This window comes from Mammaliicoccus sp. I-M35, assembly GCF_022386455.1.
Taxonomy (GTDB): domain Bacteria; phylum Bacillota; class Bacilli; order Staphylococcales; family Staphylococcaceae; genus Mammaliicoccus; species Mammaliicoccus sciuri_A.
The window spans coordinates 75,739-92,041 of the sequence record NZ_JAJNIL010000001.1 but is presented as its reverse complement, the minus strand read 5'-3'; the positions used below and the strand labels follow the sequence as shown (position 1 = coordinate 92,041).

The window sequence follows — 16,303 nt, the reverse complement described above, 5'->3', positions numbered from 1 at the left end:
ACTTCCTCCTTAACACAAACTATTTAACATATCTATTCTGATTTGATGGCGGCCAGCATCATAAGATGATTCTCCAAATGCTTTAGCACAGTTAACCGCTAGTGTAGAGCCAACAATTTCAGAAGCAAGAATCATAATTTTTGTATTGTTGTGACGTGCTGTCATATAAGCAGAACGGTCATCTGAAACTGAAGCAGCAATTATATTTTTATGTTTGTTCGCGATAATGAATGGTGCAATACCATAATCATCAATGATTAATGCCTTAGCATCTTCATTATTTTTAACTGCTTCTATTGTATTTACAGTTACAGCAAACACATCATCTTCAAGTGTTTCATCATACAAATCGATCCATTCAATGTTAGAATGAGATAGTTCCTGAATAATCTTGTCTTTTAAAGGGCTGGATTTACGAATACAATTAATAAAAACTTTCATATACATCCTCCTATGTTTGCAATTGTTCGTTTTTGTTAATTATAATATAAAATCAAACATGTTTTCTGTCAATAAAAAAAGCAATATAAAATAGCGATATGCTATTCTATATTGCGTTTCTTTTAATATTCATTTTGATAACTATTTAATCTTGTTTGGATATGTGTTTAATATTTCTTCACTTACATCATCATCTGATATAACAGCATCGACATCGTTAATATTATAGAAGTTATATAATGCTTGAACACCGAATTTTGTACTGTCTGCTGTGATGTATTTAAGCTTTGCATTTTCTAAAATGATATGAATACCTTTACCTTCTTCTTCATTAGCAGTTGTTAATTTTTGACCATATATACCGTTAACTCCGACAAATGCTTTTGCTACATGAAAGTCTTCCATCATTTTATTCGCAAAGTGTCCGATAAATGTACCCGTTTTAGATCTGAATCGACCACCTACGAGTAATACATCAATGTTTGATAAATCTTTATATTGTAAGAATATATCAAGCGAATTCGTAAATATGCTTAAGTTCTTGTCTTTTATAAAATCAAATATAAGTTCATTTGTAGAACCTGAACCGATAAATATAATATCTTCATTATGAATGAGTTCTCCACACTTTTGAGCAATTTTCATTTTATTAGATACATTAATAGTTTGCTTTTCTTTATGTGACTTTTCATTATATAAATTATCTTCAATTAATTTAGCGCCACCATGAATTCTATTTAACAAACCATTGTTTTCTAGTTCTTGTAAATCTCTTCTAATTGTCATTTCAGCAACGTTCATCTTCTCTGAAAGGGAAGATACTTTCACAGACATATTATTTTTAAGTTCATCCATTATAAAACGGTGCCTATCAACTTTTAATTTCACTTGTGATCCTCCTATATATTAACTTTTTAATAAGTTCGAATTTGTTTGATTATATTGTAACACAAATAATATTAAAATTAGAATAATATATAATGCGGTTATTTAATAAGATATGTTTATATAAAAATATAGAGACTCACACACCATAAGATGTATCAGTCTCTACATTAATATTAGAAAAAATATTATTCAATTTCGTTTGTTAGTGATTCAAGCTCGTTAATTAAGTGACCGATATACGCGATTGTTTCTTTAAGTGGTTTATCTGTCGTAATATCAATTCCTGCCATTTGAGCAAGTTCAACAGGAGATTTAGAACCACCAGCTTTTAAGACATTTAACCAATCTTCAACAGCAGGTTGTCCTTCTTTTTCAATTCTTTGACTCATAGCAGTTCCGATCGTTAAACCTGCTGAATACGTATAAGGATATAAGCCCATATAATAATGCGGTTGGCGCATCCATGTTAATTCTGCACCTTCAGTTATTTCAACTTCGTCTCCCCAGAAATCTGAAATAACTTGTTTCTTAATACTATTTAAAAGTGGGGCAGTGAGTGCTTCACCTTTATCAACGTGTCTATAAACTTCTCTTTGATATTTAGCTTCTAATAAATGTGTAACCATATTATGATAGTACGTTCTTGAAATAATTGAGCTAATAACCCAACGTTTAAATTTCGGATCATCTGATTTCTTCAATAAACTATTAGCCATTAACATTTCATTCATTGTTGATGGTGCTTCGACAAAGTACATTGAACAATCAGCTTGATATACATTTTGATGTGCATTTGCTAAATTAAAGTGTCCTGCATGACCAAGTTCATGTGCTAATACAAATACTTCAGTCATCTTACTTGTCCATGAAATAAATATGAATGGGTTAACACCGTATGGACTTGCACAATAAGCACCTGTTTGTTTCCCTTTATTTTGAGGGAAGTCAATCCAGCGTTTATCATAACTATCATTGACCATTTGCATATAATCTTCACCAAGCACACTTAATGCTTCTTTAATATATTCTTTAGAACCTTCAATTGATACATCTGGTTCATAAGTAGGGTCTAATGATATACGTAAATCTTCAAATTTTAATTTATCTAGATTATTTGTACGTTTAAGTAATTGCGCATATCTTCTCATATGTGGTGCTAATTCTTCTGAAATAACATCTATTTGACGATCATACATTTCTCTTGTTACATCTTGTGATTCTAATAAGAAATCAATAACAGAATCATAACCACGTAATTCAGATTCAATTTTTTCTTTTTGAACGTGAGCGTTATATGTTGCTGCAGTTGTATTCTCATAACGTCGTAACGCATCGCTAAATTTCTTAAATGCATTGCGTCTAACTTCTGTATTAGAGTCTACTTCATAGTCACCTTCAAATGAAACATAATCTAAAGGTATTTCTTCTCCGTTCGCTTCAAAAGTACCAAACTCAATATCTAACATTTTCGTAATACCATATAATTCATATGGCGCACCAAAAGTAGGTGAGAAGGTTGCTAACGCTTTTTCTACTTCAGGATGTAATGTATGTTCTTTTTGACGTTTTAACAACGTTAAATATTTAGGATACTCAGATTGTTTAATTAAAGCATTGAATGCTTCATCATCTAATTGCAAAATTTCTGACTCTACAAATGACAATAAACCAGCTACTTTTCCATATGTAGTAGAAAATTGTGCAGCTACTTTTTGACTTTGTTCATCTGTCGTATCAGTCGAATAAAGTAATTCTGCATATGTACTTAAGTGAATAATACTTACAATTAGGTCAGCTTGTTCACGTAAAGCAGATTCAATTGTTGATATTTCATTTAACTGATTCACATATTTTTCATTAAATGCTGTAACGTTCTCAACTAATTCTTTTAATGCTCTATAAAATGCATCATTGTCTTGATACAAACTTGAAAGATCCCATGTTTCTTGAACAGGAACTTCACTTCTTAATAATTGTCCCATCAAATCACCCTTTTTTAAAATTTACTTATTTATGTACTTATGTACATATTATACATATAAACATCTTCTACGTCATATGATACAACGCACTATACAAACAATTTATCTGGCGCATCATGGTCACATTTGTGCGCTTATGTCCGTAGAATTTAAACAAAATTGCAAATGTACAATTAAATTTATATAAATAAATCAAATTTCTATCTATATCGTAATTAAACATAAATAAAAGGGGTATAGACCAGTACAACTAGATAAAGGAGGCGTGCATCTTGAATATTTTTGATTTCCCAAACTACTTATGGATTTCATTTGTCGTCGTTATTGTTTTTTCTGTATTATCATCATTAATACTTAAAAAACACGTCATCAGTGCAATTTTGACATTTGTCGTATTAGGTATGATTGCATTTATATTACCTAATTTTTATGATATTACATACGAACCATTATTAGGCTATGCCGCATTTATGGCAATCGTAAGTTTATTTGTATGCTTATTAACATGGTACTTAATGAGAAAGAATCAAAAAAGATTAGCCGAAAAACATAGTCAAGATGAAACAATAGAAGATGAACGTCAATTTAATGAATTAAAAAGACGTAATAAATAGTGAAACGACTAAGATAGTTCTATATCTTAGTCGTTTTTTGATTGCTTAGTCGGGCGTTAGGAACACTTCTGACCAAACTTGTTCGTAACGACGGTCTTGTGAACACTTCTCGACAAACTTGTTCGTAACGAGGGTCTTATGAACACTTCTCGCCAAACTTGTTTATAACAACCTCAGTATTTGCACTTCTCACCAAACTTACTAATAACAACACCAGTATTTGCACCTTCACCCAAAACTGCAAATAACGACACTAGTATTTGCACTTCTCATCAAACTTGCTAATAACGGCACAAGTATTTGCACTTCTCACCAAACTTGCAAATAACGACTGAGATATTTCTATATATCCCAGTCGCTTTTTCTTTCTCTATTTAAAATAAACAGGTGTCGTGATTGCATAGAGTGCTTCGTTAATAATACTTTGTTGGTCTGCGCTTAGATCTGAGTTCTTTAATGTTCCTTCTCGTTCATACCCACATCTTTCAATGGTGTTAATACTTCTTGTATTTTTAACATCTATGTATGCTTCTACTCTTACAAAGCCGTGGTTTTCTATAACATGTTGTGTAATATATTGAATAGCTTCTGTTATATAACCTTTGCCTAATCCTGAATTGACTGCCCAATAACCAATTTCACATGATGGTAATCTTAAATCGATATCTTGAAGAACAACTGATCCTACAAATTGCATCGTATCTTTTTCAAAGATAAAGTATCTAAAATATTCTTTGTTATACTGTGTGTCAGTTGATTTATTAAGAAAATCAGTCACTTTATATTCGTCAAATTGATAGTTGAAGAATGCTACCCAATCTTTTAACGTATCTACTGAGTTCAGCATTTCGTCCTTTATTGTTTCTTTGTATGAAAAAACTTGTTCTCCAGCTAGTAGTATTAAACGAGATGTTTCTAATTTTAATTCAAGTTGTATCTCTTTATTCATTATAAAACTCCTGACTTACGTGATATTCTAAATGTATTATAACATGTACGAAATTGACTTTATTTATTTTTTTGATTATATTGTTGACTCTAACGTAACGTAAGACTTTATAGTAGGGTTATGAGGAGGTTAAGTAAATGGAAATGACTGTTAAAGAAATTGCTCAATTAGTCGGTATAAGTGTGCGCACGCTTCACCATTATGATGAAATTAATTTACTGAATCCGTCTAATGTTTCATCTTCTGGTTATCGATTGTATTCAGACGAGAATGTAGACAGATTACAGCAAATTTTATTTTTTAAAGAACTTGATTTTCCTCTAAAAAAGATAAAAGAAATTCTTGATGATCCTTCGTTTGATAAAAAAGAAGCATTAAATATGCATAGAAAGATGCTCATCAATAAAAGAACAAGAATTGATCAAATGATTCAAACGATAGATCAAACGACGAAACATATGAAAGGAGAAATTAACATGACGAATGAAGATAAATTTATAGGTTTTGAGTTTAATCAGAATGAATATGAAGCTGAAGCTCGTGAAAAGTGGGGGAATAAAACTGTAGATAAAGCGAACAATCGTATTAATAGTTGGTCTAAAGAAGAAAAAGCTTCTAAAGAAGAAGAAATGAATGATATCTTTAGAGCATTTGCAGCAAACAGAAATGAATCTCCAGATTCAGAAATTGCTCAATCAATTGTACAAAGATGGTACACATATTTAAATTCTAATATTGATTGCGAGTATAGTTTAGAAGTTTTTGGTAGTATTGGTGATATGTATGTAAGTGATGAAAGATTTACTAAAAATATTAATAAATTTGGTGACGGTACCGCACAATTTGCTAGTAAAGCAATTGCAAGTTATGTCAAAATGAATCAATAGCATAAACCACTATAAATCGTATTTATTTCGATTTATAGTGGTTTTTATTTATCATGATGTATGATATGCTTTCCTAAAATCTATTTGGAGTGATTGTATGATTTATGTATTAAGACATTGCAAAGCTAATGGACAAGACGTTGATGCAGCTTTAACGGCAGATGGCATTATGTCAGCTCAACAATTAGTACCTGTATTAGCTAAACTCAATATTGACCATATATATGTTAGTGAAATGAATCGTACTTACGAATCAATCAAACCATATTTAACAAAATACCAAACACCGTTAACTTATGATAGCCGTTTAAATGAGCGCATTTTAAGTGACTTACCAATAGATAATTGGCTAACTGAGCTTAAAATGACTTTCAGTGACTTTAATTATCGTATACATAATGGCGAAACAAGTTTAGAAGCTCAACAACGAATATTAGAAGTATTTAAGTCAATACCAGTAAATGAACATGCATTAATTGTTACACATGGTAACATCATGTCATTATTACTAAATCATTTCGACAAACAATTTGGCTTTGATGAATGGAAAGCTTTAAATAATCCAGATCTATATGTAATTGATGATGCGTTACAAGTTAAACATGTAACAATATAAAATAGTTAGATATATGTAAAATAGGCGTCCCCTAAGTCAATATACTTAACTTCCTATAATATATATTATGTAAACTAATTAATAAAATAAATATGATATATGCTATTAACCCCATATTTAACACAAAAAAGCTGAAAAATGAATTTCAGCTTTTTTTGATTACTTTTTAATTTTAGATCGTACTTTTTGGATTACATTGTGTAAGAAATATTTTTTCTTATTGATTGGTTTATAGAAATCTCCGATTAATTCTTCGATTTGAACGTTAAATCCTCGTTTAAATCGATATACACCGTAATCTTCGCTATCTTCAGTGAAATCTCCTGATAATCCATAGAAATTGTATCTATCGAATCCATTTTCGAAACAATAATTAATCATATGCCAGTGCATCATATATGGTCCCATAAAGTGATTGTATTTTTCACTTGAGCCACCTGAGAAATAATTGATTTCATATGCATTTTCGAAAAATACCCCAGATGCTAAGTTTAAGATTTCGCCATCTGTTTTAATAAGTTCGCTAGTTTCTAATAATTCTTTCTGTGCATGGTCGATTAAACGATCTGTTTCAGCAATTTTCTTTAATTGTTTTTCAGATTTGTTTTCTTTAGCCATCATTTGATCGCGTTTTGTTTCTAATTCGTTTAAATTCTCTTGAGTTGATTGAATATATTCGTTTAAATCGATATATGCTAATGGTACTAATGCTTTAGAACCATATGTATCGATAAAGTTTAAGAAATATTCATCTGTCTTAGAAATAAAGCCAGCTCTTTCTTCTGTTTCTCTATATAGTTTAAAGAATATATCTAATTCATCGCGTTCTAAGAAACGTACTTTAACACCATAATTATGCGCTTTATTGACGTTACGTTTTCTTTGGCTGTCGAATCCTTTTTTAACTTCTGCTAATGTTTTATCTTTTAAGTTCAAGACACCCATCCATCTTACTTGGCTTGATGGATCATATTTAGTCGTAAAGCCGTGATGGTCATAGCCTAGTGATTTAATGAGATCAACGATTTGGTCATTAGCGCCATCTTCTTTAATTTGTTTAATATCTTTATCGTATATATTGTAAATCCAGTATGGATCGACTTTAACATATAGACATTGATGCTGTTTTAAGTACTTTTCAAGTGCTTTGAAGTAATATGTCACTAAATCTAGATTGCTATAATCCATTACCGGACCACGATTTGAATAATACACATAACTACCTAATGTTGGTATTTTAGAGAATAGACTTGCTGCAACGACTTGATTATTCTCATCTTTAACACCTAATAATACAACTTGAAAACCATCATTTTCCCTCGTCTTGATGTTTTCTTTTACTTGAAAGTAGTGACTTTCGTATCGACTATCAGATACGAACTCATCATATTCAGTAACCGTTAATTCTGTAAATTTCATATTATCTAAATTCCTCTCTTACTGAAAATCATTTATTTTTTTAATACTTTTTTTAGTGTTGTATATGCTTTGTACGCTGGTTTATTAATTGGTTTAACGAAATCACCAATATATTCATAAACATCTGCATTGTAACCTTTTTTAAATTTAATAACGCCAACATCAGGTGCATCTTCTGAGAAGTCTCCGCTGATTCCATAGAAGTTATAACGGTCAATATTGTGATCTAACGCGTATTTAATCATTTCCCACTGAATTGCATAACTACCTGCAAAGTGACGATATTCATTAGATGAACCACCTGCATAATATACAACTTCAAATGGATTGATAATGAAGAAACCTGCTGCTATTGGTAATGTATCACCATGTTCTTGTTGTAATTGACGTGCTTCTTCTAATTTAGCTTCATTTGCTTCTCTTTGTTGTTTTAAGTTGTCTATTTTATTAATCGTTTTTTGATTATCTGGTTTCTTTTCTAAATCTTTTTCAGCTTTCGAAATATCTTTGTTGTATTGTTCATGGTCTTTTTCTAATTGTGGAATGTAAGTTTCAAAGTCTATATAAGCTAAAGGAATCTTTACATTTTCAAAGTATTTTAATCTGTTGTAATAGAAGTCATCGCCGCGATCGTTGAAATCTTTCTTCTCTGTTGTATCTTCCATAAATTGACGGAATATCGGCATTTCATCTTTAGATAAGTAACGTACTTTAACACCATTTTTTTGAACTTTTTTAGTATTTCTTTTTCTCAAACTATCCATGTTCTTGATGAGTGTCTTTTCGTCCATACCTTCTAAATCAAGTACAGAGTGCCATCTAATTTGATGTATTGGGTGGAAACCAGTTGTGAAGCCTTGGTGTTCATAGCCTAATGATTCAAATTGTTTAATTAAACCATCACGGTTGAATGATTTTTTAATATTGCCATCATGATCTCTTAGTTGATATGGCAAGTAAGGATCGATTCTAAAGAATAATCCTTTATAACTTTTTAAATAGCTCACGATTTCTTTAAAGAAAAAGTCAACAAGTTCTTTGTTGTCATAATCCATTACTGGTCCTCTATTTGAGTAAAAGTAATTAAACTTCTTCATAACTGGTACACTTGTTAACAAGCATGCAGCTAATACTTCACCTTGATTATCTTTGACCCCTACTAAATGTGTTGAAGTGCCTTCAGAAGTTTTTAATTCATAATTACCTACTGCTTGTGTAAAATGCGCGTACGGCATTTTATTTGTAAAAGCTTCAAATTCACCAGTTGTTAAATTTGTAAATTTCATTTATACAATACTCCCAATCTCATTTTTATGTATTTGTTACAATTATACAATATTTTGTCTTTATTCTAAAATAATACTCATTACTATACCATTATTTCATAAATAAAAACCTACCAAATGGCAGGTTTTTATTTATATTGCTAAACTATTTTAATACATTTACAAATTTTTCGGCAACCTCTTCACTAGAATTTGGATTTTGTCCTGTGACAAATTTACCGTCTGCAACTGTATGCGATTCAAAGTCAGCACCTTTAACGAATCGAGCACCTTGCTTTTCAAGTTGTGTTTGTAGCAAGAATGGTACATCATTCTCTAAATTCATTGCTTTTTCTTCACTATCAGTAAAAGCAGTTAATTTAACACCATCCACTAAATAGTTCCCATTTGGAAGCTTAGCGCCAACAAATGCACTTGGACCGTGGCAAACTGCACCAATCACCTTATCGTTATTTCTATAATATGCTAGCATATCTTCCAAGTCTTCATTATTTGGGAAGTCGAATACTGTTCCGTGACCACCAGGTAAGAATATGCCATCATAACTCTCAAACACGATGTCTCTAATACTATATGTTTGTTGTAACTTTTCTAATACGTCATGATATTCTTTAGCTTCGTCATTTTGAGTTGAATTTGGATCTATCGGAACACTACCACCTTTTACAGATGCAATATCCACTTCTAATCCATTTTTAATAAATACTTTATAAGGAATTGCTGCTTCTTCTAGCCATAACCCAGTTGGTTTTCCATCTTTAAATTGAGATGCATTTGTAACAACTATGAGAACTTTTTTGCTCATTAGAAACACTCCTTTTCATTTGTTAATGTCGATTATACATGAAGTGTGTTTCTTTTTCTTCTATTAAGGGTTATGCTTTTTTAATCTTCATCTAAAGCTTTTCTAATACTTTGCAAATATGCTTGAGTTTGTTCTATTGAATCATTTTTTAATCTTTTAACAATTTCACTACCAATCACAATGCCGTCACTAAATGACTTTATTTCTTTAGCATGTTCTTCAGTTCTAATACCAAATCCACAAACAACAGGTACATTAGCGTGTTGTTGTATAAATTTAATTTTATCTTTTAAAGATTCATGGAAACCTCTGCCATCACCAGTCGTCGCATTCATTGTCACTGTGTAAATGAATCCTTCCGCGTGCTCAGCTATTTGCTTAATTCGTTCATCACTAGAAGTCATCGCAATTAAAGAAATTAATTTAATGTTTTTAGGCTGTAAATGTTTTTTAAATCTTTGTCCAAGTTCAAATGGTAAATCTGGAATGATTAACCCATAAACATTCGCTTCAGCAATTCGTTCTATAAAAGCGTCGACACCGTATGCATCAATTAAATTATAATAAGTCATAAATAAGTAAGGTGTATTGATTTCATCTTTATGTTCGATTAGTTGATCAATGATTTTATTAACAGACATACCTTGCTTAATCGCTTCTTGACCGGCTGCCATAATCGTTGGACCATCAGCTACAGGATCTGAGAAAGGTAAGCCAATTTCAATATAATCTGCACCATTTTCGTCCATAAGTTTGACTGAATCTATAAAATCTTTGTTTCCCATGACATATGGTATAAATAATTTACGCATGATGATCCCCCTTCTCTTGCATATACTTTCTAATTGTTTCCATATCTTTATCTCCTCTACCAGAAACCGTCACAACAATAATTTCGTCTTTATCCATTGTTGGCGCTAGTTTCTCGACGTAACTCAATGCATGCGCGCTTTCTATAGCTGGAATAATACCTTCTAATTGTGTAAATTTAATAAGCGCATCCATCGCTTCAGTATCACTTGCATTCGGATATTGAACACGACCTATATTGTTATAATAACTATGTTCCGGACCTACACCTGGATAATCTAATCCTGCTGAAATTGAGTGCGCAAGTTCGACTTGTCCATTTTCATCTTGAATTAAATACATTCTAGAACCATGCAACACGCCAGGTTTTCCTTTTTCTATAGCTAAAGCATGTTTAGTAGTATCTACACCTTCACCTGCAGCTTCAACGCCGTATAATTTAACAGATTCATCATTTACAAACGGATAGAATGTACCAATTGCGTTTGAACCGCCACCTATACATGCAACAACTGCATCTGGTAATCGGGATTCTTTTTCTAATATTTGTTTCTTAATTTCTTTACCAATCACACTTTGTAAATCTCTTACGATAGTTGGGAATGGATGAGGACCTAGCGCTGATCCAAGTAAATAATGTGTATCTTCAACATGTGAAACCCAATATTGTAATGCTTTATTTACGGCATCTGATAATGTACCTTGTCCGTCTGTAACTGGTACAACTTTAGCACCTAACAATTCCATTCTGAACACATTTAATGCTTGTCTTTCAATATCTTCTTCACCCATAAAAACAATAAGTTCCATATCAAACAGCGCTGCAATTGTTGCACTTGCCACACCGTGTTGACCAGCACCAGTTTCAGCAACGAGCTTTCTTTTACCCATTTTCTTTGCAATAAGTGCTTGTCCTAATGCGTTATTAATTTTATGAGCACCAGTATGATTTAAATCTTCTCTTTTTAAGTATATTTTTGCGCCGCCAAGTGCTTCTGTATAACGCTCAGCATATGTTAAAGGTGTCTCTCTACCTACATAATCTTTTAAATAAGCATTTAATGTTTTATGAAATTCCGGATCATTTTTTAATTGTTGATACGTATCGTTTAATTCTTGTATAGCTGGCATTAATGTTTCTGGTACATATTGGCCACCAAATTCACCGAAAAATCCTAATTCATCTGCTTCTAATTGTATATTTTTATTCAATTCAATCATTCCTTTACATATGTTAGTAATGCTTTAATTTTCTCTTTATCTTTTTGACCGTTCGTTTCAATTCCACTTGATATGTCATAACCATTATGATTAAAGTTTAATGATTCGATTTGTTTAATTTTATCTATATTAATACCACCGGCAATTAAATACGGAATATTGGATAATTCATTTAATATGGACCAGTCATAAGATACCCCTGTACCACCATAATCTTTTGAAGGCGTATCAATTAAAAATAAATCTACATCATTTTTAAAAGTTTCTATATTAGCAAGTAATTGATCATTAGCGGGTAAAGCTTTATAAATCTTAATATGCGGATATTTTTCTTTAACCTCTTGTATAAATGATACAGATTCATCACCATGAAATTGAAGTGTATTAATAGAAGTTTCTTGAATAAGTTGATCAATTTCTACCATTGTTAAATTCACAACAACAGCTACGATATCAATCGTTTGGGGAATTTCTTTACTTAATGACTTTATTTCTTCAACAGATACATATCGTTTACTTTTGGGATACGTGATAAATCCAATTGCATCGACATGATTTAAGACAGCTGTTTCGATAGCCTCTTTATCTTGAAAGCCACAACATTTAATAAACATGTTGCTCACCTTGTTTTTCTAGTCGTAAACTTGGTAGAAATTCATCTAAGTGTGGATGTTTCATTAGCGACTCCCCAATTAATGCGCCATCTATACCACTACCGATAATACTTTTCACATCATCTAAAGTACGAATACCACTTTCAGAAATGTATGTCACACCTGGTTTAATTTGTGTTAAAATCTCATTCGTATGTTTAACGTCTGTGACAAATCTTTTTAAATCACGATTATTAACGCCAATTAATTGTGCACCAATTTCATGTGCAATATCGAGTTCTTCTTTATCATGTACTTCTACAAGTACTTCTAAACCTTTTTCTGTCGCATATGCGTATAATGTTTCGAGTTCTTCTTTTGACAAAATATTCACGATTAATAATACGATAGAGGCACCAACATGATGTGCTAAGTCAATTTGTCTTTTATCAATAATAAAATCTTTACATAATACAGGTAATGTCGTCTTTGTCGTTAAACTTTGTAACCTTTCGTAACTACCGTCGAAATATTTTTCATCCGTTAATATAGATATAGCAGATGCACCGTATTGTTCATATAGTTTTATTTGAGTAGCCATATCTCGTTTCGGAATATCTGATACTGTAGGGCTTTTTGCTTTTAATTCAGCAATAATATTTAACTTATTATCTTGCTGTGTACGACTTAAGAAAGAAGTTTTATGTTGTACATCCACTTTTTCCAATGTATTTAATTTTTGTTCATAATATTGATTATTTAGTAATGTTTTTTTATATTCTACGATTTCATCCAATATTGTCATAAACTTTGCCTCCTACAGCTTCTAATATATTTAATGCATGTTTCTCATCTATTAAAGACTCTGCTAACGTAATTCCCTCTTTGATAGAGTCTACTTTTTGACCAGCATATAACGCTAAAGCAGCATTTAATACAACGACATCTCTTTTAGGACCATGATCTTGTCCTGTTAAAATATCTAAAGTAATAACTTTATTTTCTTCAGGTGTTCCACCTTTTAATGATTCGTTTGGCGCTGATTGTAATCCGTAGTCTTCAGCATTTACAGTATAATGTTTAATGCCTTCATCTTGAGACACTTCATATATAATGTTGTCACCAGATAAAGTAGCTTCGTCCATGCCACCTGCACCGTGCACGATAATGGCACGTTTTCTACCTAATTTATAAATTGCTTCAGCAATAATTTTAAGTTTCGTTTCATCATAAACGCCCATCACTTGATAATCTAAATGATATGGATGAATCATTGGTCCAAGTAAATTAAATGTTGTCGGTGTTGGTATTGATTTACGAACAGGTTGTACAGTTTTCATAATCGGATATGTTTCAGTTGCACTTAAAAATGCTAAATTTGTTTCGTTTACTTTTTCTGTCGCATCTTTAATAGGTGTTGTTTGAATATTTAAAGCAGATAAGATATCAATGCTACCTGTTTTAGATGTAATACTTTTATTACCATGTTTCAAAACTTTTAAGCCAGCTGCCGCAACAACAAATGAAGCGGTTGTTGAAATATTAAAGCTGCCAGAATGGTCACCACCTGTGCCACAAACACAAATACTATCTTCTAAATAAGGTCTTTCTTTATAGGTTGTTTCGATTAAACTTTGACTTAAGTTCGATAATTCATCTGATGTTTCACCTTTCATACTTAATGCCACTAAGTGTGCAACCTTTAATGATACATCTGCTTGTTCATCCATCATTAAATCTACAAATGATTTCATTTCTTGTTGCGATAAATCATGATACTGAATGAGTTGTTTTAATGTGTTCATAATTTGCACCTTCCTTTGTTATGTCGATAAAAGCTTTTATAATTTCATTTCCATGATCTGAAGCAAATGATTCAGGATGAAATTGTATCCCGAAATGTGGTTTTATTTTATGTTCAAATGATTGTATGGAATCTTTCGTTCTACCTGTAATTTTCAAAGTGTTCGGAAATGTTTTTTCATCACTAATTAATGAGTGATACCTCATAATATTAAAATGCTGCTCACATTCTTGATACAATTTAGAAGTTTCAATAATATCAATTTGATCGACTTTACCATGTTTAACTTCTTTACCAACTACAACTTCTCCACCGTAATATGTCGTTAATGCTTGAGCACCTAGACAAATCCCTAATATCGGTTTTTCTTTATATGCTTCTATTAAATTTTTTAAGTCTTCTGTATCATCAGGATGACCAGGTCCTGGAGATATAACCAATCCATCAATATTTAAATTGAATGGAGCCTCATCCGGATGATAGATCACGACATCATCATGTTGCTTAATTAAATCCACTAAGTTATATGTGAATGAATCATAATTATCAATTACTAATATCATGGTGTAACCTCCAATAAACTTTTTGCTTTGATCATCGTTTCTTTTAATTCTTTTTGCGGGTTTGAATCATATACAACACCACAGCCAGCTTCTACATTTACATATTCGTTATCTACAACCATTGTTCTAATTGTTAATGCAAAATCTAAATCATGGTTGCAATTGATATAACCAACACCACCAGCATATATACCGCGTTTTCTTTTTCTGCTTTCATAAATTCTTGTGATTGCTCTCGTCTTAGGTGCACCTGATACTGTTCCTGCTGGTAATAGTGCTGTAATCATTTGAAGCGGTGTAATGTCTGGTCTAATTTTACCTTCGACGATTGAGACGATATGCATAACATGTTCAAATCTTTCAACAGTCATTAACTTAGGCATATATACTGAACCTGTTTGAGCAATCATATTCAAATCATTTCTTCCAAGGTCGACAAGCATACGATGTTCAGCTAATTCTTTTTCATCTGTAATGAGTTCAATTTCATTTTGTTTATCTTCTTCTTCTGTTTGACCTCTTTTGTTAGTACCAGCTATTGGGTTCGTTGTAATGATGTCACCTTGTTTTTTAATGAAACTTTCTGGTGAAGATCCAATGATGCTTCTTTCTTCATCGTCAATGTAATACATATATGGACTTGGGTTTTGTCTTTTTAAATTTTTATAAATTTGAAGTTTCAATGTATCTTTATGTTGTTCGTTAAAGTAATGTTTATATTTATAAATTCTTGAAGGTACGACTTGGAACATATCACCTTTACTAATCAGTGATTTATAATATTCGACTTCTTGCATGAAATCTTCTTCACTTATATTTGTTTCAAGTTCACCTCTTAATGTGTGATCAATTTTATTTTGAAATAGTGAAATATCTTTTAATGTTTCAATCATATTATTAAGTTCTTGCTCAACTTGTGTTTCCGTATTCTGACTAAACAAGTTTGATGCGATAACAAACAATTCTTCTTTAAAATGATCAAATACATATACTGATTCAACGAGATTAAATGAAGCGTCTGGAATATCGGATTGCAATTCAATTTGTTTAAGTAATTTATTTTGATATCTAATTAAATCGAAACTACAGTACCCGATCATGCCAGATATAAATGGTAAATGTGTTAAAGCTTCTGGAACTTCATCAACTTTCATATTATTGATGAAATCCTCTAGTGATTCATATGGATGTTCATGTACAAGTTGTTCATCTTCATATATGAATATTTGTAAATAATCATCATATAAGTTCACTTTTCCAACTGCATCGAAAGCTACAATCGAAAATCTACCTTTCATTTGATCTGTACTGGCACTTTCTAAAATCATTTTCTTACGATTTATTTGTCCTAAAGTCTCTGGTGTAATATCAGCATTTAACTTTTTAAATTTAATAATCATCTTAATCCTCCTTAATAAAAAAACC

Annotated in this window: 17 protein-coding genes; 3 read left to right on the top strand and 14 right to left on the bottom strand. The window is 31.4% G+C overall.

The genetic code is table 11. The features are described from left to right. Positions 1 to 9: 9 nt before the first annotated feature. From LQ679_RS00450 to pepF, 3 genes are all read right to left on the bottom strand, one after another. On the bottom strand, positions 10 to 441 hold the full coding sequence (locus tag LQ679_RS00450; RefSeq protein ID WP_206167057.1) for an RpiB/LacA/LacB family sugar-phosphate isomerase: 432 nt from the start codon (positions 439 to 441) through the stop codon (positions 10 to 12). A 141-nt stretch (positions 442 to 582) separates the two neighbouring features. Next, positions 583 to 1,329: a DeoR/GlpR family DNA-binding transcription regulator gene (locus LQ679_RS00445; RefSeq protein ID WP_172965063.1), complete on the bottom strand. Its 747-nt coding sequence runs from the start codon at positions 1,327 to 1,329 to the stop codon at positions 583 to 585. 185 nt (positions 1,330 to 1,514) lie between these two features. Further along, positions 1,515 to 3,311 (bottom strand): oligoendopeptidase F, encoded by a 1,797-nt coding sequence (pepF, locus tag LQ679_RS00440; RefSeq protein ID WP_239761920.1) that lies wholly within the window; start codon positions 3,309 to 3,311, stop codon positions 1,515 to 1,517. Positions 3,312 to 3,583: 272 nt separating this feature from the next. Between pepF and LQ679_RS00435 the strand changes: the two genes are divergently transcribed. Beyond that, a complete protein-coding gene (locus LQ679_RS00435) occupies positions 3,584 to 3,925 on the top strand; it encodes a hypothetical protein (RefSeq protein WP_126477873.1) in 342 nt (113 codons plus the stop codon). Positions 3,926 to 4,295: 370 nt separating this feature from the next. Here the strand turns inward: LQ679_RS00435 and LQ679_RS00430 are convergent, their stop codons facing one another. Beyond that, positions 4,296 to 4,874, bottom strand: coding sequence for a GNAT family N-acetyltransferase (locus LQ679_RS00430; RefSeq protein ID WP_126477874.1), 579 nt, complete (start codon positions 4,872 to 4,874; stop codon positions 4,296 to 4,298). Positions 4,875 to 5,011: 137 nt separating this feature from the next. Between LQ679_RS00430 and LQ679_RS00425 the strand changes: the two genes are divergently transcribed. Together LQ679_RS00425 and LQ679_RS00420 are read left to right on the top strand one after the other, a co-directional pair. Then, positions 5,012 to 5,761, top strand: coding sequence for a MerR family transcriptional regulator (locus tag LQ679_RS00425; protein WP_239761919.1), 750 nt, complete (start codon positions 5,012 to 5,014; stop codon positions 5,759 to 5,761). Positions 5,762 to 5,858: 97 nt separating this feature from the next. Then, on the top strand, positions 5,859 to 6,377 hold the full coding sequence (locus LQ679_RS00420) for a histidine phosphatase family protein (protein WP_239761918.1): 519 nt from the start codon (positions 5,859 to 5,861) through the stop codon (positions 6,375 to 6,377). Positions 6,378 to 6,536: 159 nt separating this feature from the next. Here the strand turns inward: LQ679_RS00420 and LQ679_RS00415 are convergent, their stop codons facing one another. The 10 genes from LQ679_RS00415 to LQ679_RS00370 form a co-directional block, all read right to left on the bottom strand. Further along, complete coding sequence (locus LQ679_RS00415; RefSeq protein ID WP_049318918.1) at positions 6,537 to 7,796, bottom strand: aminoacyltransferase; 1,260 nt, start codon at positions 7,794 to 7,796, stop codon at positions 6,537 to 6,539. Positions 7,797 to 7,828: 32 nt separating this feature from the next. Then, on the bottom strand, positions 7,829 to 9,082 hold the full coding sequence (locus tag LQ679_RS00410) for an aminoacyltransferase (protein WP_239761917.1): 1,254 nt from the start codon (positions 9,080 to 9,082) through the stop codon (positions 7,829 to 7,831). 145 nt (positions 9,083 to 9,227) lie between these two features. Beyond that, positions 9,228 to 9,887 carry a type 1 glutamine amidotransferase domain-containing protein gene (locus LQ679_RS00405; RefSeq protein ID WP_037587994.1) on the bottom strand — a complete coding sequence of 220 codons (660 nt, stop codon included), beginning with the start codon at positions 9,885 to 9,887 and terminating at the stop codon, positions 9,228 to 9,230. Between the two features lie 80 nt (positions 9,888 to 9,967). Further along, positions 9,968 to 10,699 (bottom strand): tryptophan synthase subunit alpha, encoded by a 732-nt coding sequence (gene trpA / locus LQ679_RS00400; RefSeq protein ID WP_126477877.1) that lies wholly within the window; start codon positions 10,697 to 10,699, stop codon positions 9,968 to 9,970. After that, entirely contained in the window at positions 10,692 to 11,909 is a 1,218-nt protein-coding gene (trpB, locus tag LQ679_RS00395) for a tryptophan synthase subunit beta (RefSeq protein ID WP_103361024.1), read from the bottom strand. Before trpB ends, trpA begins: the two co-directional genes overlap by 8 nt. Before the next feature lie 5 nt (positions 11,910 to 11,914). Beyond that, the gene (locus LQ679_RS00390) at positions 11,915 to 12,532 is read right to left on the bottom strand and encodes a phosphoribosylanthranilate isomerase (RefSeq protein ID WP_126477878.1); all 618 of its coding nucleotides are present in this window, start codon (positions 12,530 to 12,532) and stop codon (positions 11,915 to 11,917) included. Beyond that, on the bottom strand, positions 12,522 to 13,316 hold the full coding sequence (gene trpC / locus LQ679_RS00385; protein ID WP_037587988.1) for an indole-3-glycerol phosphate synthase TrpC: 795 nt from the start codon (positions 13,314 to 13,316) through the stop codon (positions 12,522 to 12,524). The genes LQ679_RS00390 and trpC overlap by 11 nt, the downstream gene beginning before the upstream one ends. Beyond that, a complete protein-coding gene (trpD, locus tag LQ679_RS00380) occupies positions 13,300 to 14,316 on the bottom strand; it encodes an anthranilate phosphoribosyltransferase (RefSeq protein ID WP_037587985.1) in 1,017 nt (338 codons plus the stop codon). The genes trpC and trpD overlap by 17 nt, the downstream gene beginning before the upstream one ends. Continuing rightward, positions 14,282 to 14,878 carry an anthranilate synthase component II gene (locus LQ679_RS00375; RefSeq protein ID WP_126477879.1) on the bottom strand — a complete coding sequence of 199 codons (597 nt, stop codon included), beginning with the start codon at positions 14,876 to 14,878 and terminating at the stop codon, positions 14,282 to 14,284. The genes trpD and LQ679_RS00375 overlap by 35 nt, the downstream gene beginning before the upstream one ends. Continuing rightward, positions 14,875 to 16,278 (bottom strand): anthranilate synthase component I, encoded by a 1,404-nt coding sequence (locus tag LQ679_RS00370; RefSeq protein ID WP_239761916.1) that lies wholly within the window; start codon positions 16,276 to 16,278, stop codon positions 14,875 to 14,877. Before LQ679_RS00370 ends, LQ679_RS00375 begins: the two co-directional genes overlap by 4 nt. Between the last annotated feature and the right edge of the window lie 25 nt (positions 16,279 to 16,303).

Coding starts and splice junctions, on each gene's coding strand:
- trpC (WP_037587988.1), bottom strand. CDS start 13,316: ATGACAATATTGGATGAAATCGTAGAATATAAAAAAACATTACTAAAT.
- LQ679_RS00450 (WP_206167057.1), bottom strand. CDS start 441: ATGAAAGTTTTTATTAATTGTATTCGTAAATCCAGCCCTTTAAAAGAC.
- LQ679_RS00370 (WP_239761916.1), bottom strand. CDS start 16,278: ATGATTATTAAATTTAAAAAGTTAAATGCTGATATTACACCAGAGACT.
- pepF (WP_239761920.1), bottom strand. CDS start 3,311: ATGGGACAATTATTAAGAAGTGAAGTTCCTGTTCAAGAAACATGGGAT.
- LQ679_RS00430 (WP_126477874.1), bottom strand. CDS start 4,874: ATGAATAAAGAGATACAACTTGAATTAAAATTAGAAACATCTCGTTTA.
- LQ679_RS00390 (WP_126477878.1), bottom strand. CDS start 12,532: ATGTTTATTAAATGTTGTGGCTTTCAAGATAAAGAGGCTATCGAAACA.
- LQ679_RS00375 (WP_126477879.1), bottom strand. CDS start 14,878: ATGATATTAGTAATTGATAATTATGATTCATTCACATATAACTTAGTG.
- trpD (WP_037587985.1), bottom strand. CDS start 14,316: ATGAACACATTAAAACAACTCATTCAGTATCATGATTTATCGCAACAA.
- LQ679_RS00420 (WP_239761918.1), top strand. CDS start 5,859: ATGATTTATGTATTAAGACATTGCAAAGCTAATGGACAAGACGTTGAT.
- LQ679_RS00415 (WP_049318918.1), bottom strand. CDS start 7,796: ATGAAATTTACAGAATTAACGGTTACTGAATATGATGAGTTCGTATCT.
- trpA (WP_126477877.1), bottom strand. CDS start 10,699: ATGCGTAAATTATTTATACCATATGTCATGGGAAACAAAGATTTTATA.
- LQ679_RS00405 (WP_037587994.1), bottom strand. CDS start 9,887: ATGAGCAAAAAAGTTCTCATAGTTGTTACAAATGCATCTCAATTTAAA.
- LQ679_RS00425 (WP_239761919.1), top strand. CDS start 5,012: ATGGAAATGACTGTTAAAGAAATTGCTCAATTAGTCGGTATAAGTGTG.
- LQ679_RS00410 (WP_239761917.1), bottom strand. CDS start 9,082: ATGAAATTTACAAATTTAACAACTGGTGAATTTGAAGCTTTTACAAAT.